Annotated in this window: 1 protein-coding gene; it reads right to left on the bottom strand. The window is 66.8% G+C overall.

All coding sequences use genetic code 11. The features are described 5' to 3' along the window. Positions 1 to 229: hypothetical protein (locus SB822_RS61545; RefSeq protein ID WP_410859725.1), on the bottom strand; the 229-nt coding region annotated here is incomplete at both ends.

A 229-nucleotide genomic window follows, 5' to 3' on the forward strand; every position in this document is an offset into this window, starting at 1 on the left:
GCACGAAGGGCTGCGAATAGTCCGGGTCGAACAGGTCCAACGGATTCTGGTCCGCGTTGAAGTTGCCCGCGCCCGACGCGTAGCGGTTGCTGTTGCGGTGGTAGTCGAAGCCGAACACCAGCTGGTGGCGCAGCGGGCCGGAGGCGAATTCCACCGTCAGCCGGCTGTCGCCGGCGAAGTCGTAGTCGCGCTGCTGGAAGGGGCCGTAGACGTAGCGGCCGATCACGCG

The organism is Paraburkholderia sp. SIMBA_054 (assembly GCF_046534875.1).
Lineage (GTDB): Bacteria > Pseudomonadota > Gammaproteobacteria > Burkholderiales > Burkholderiaceae > Paraburkholderia > Paraburkholderia hospita.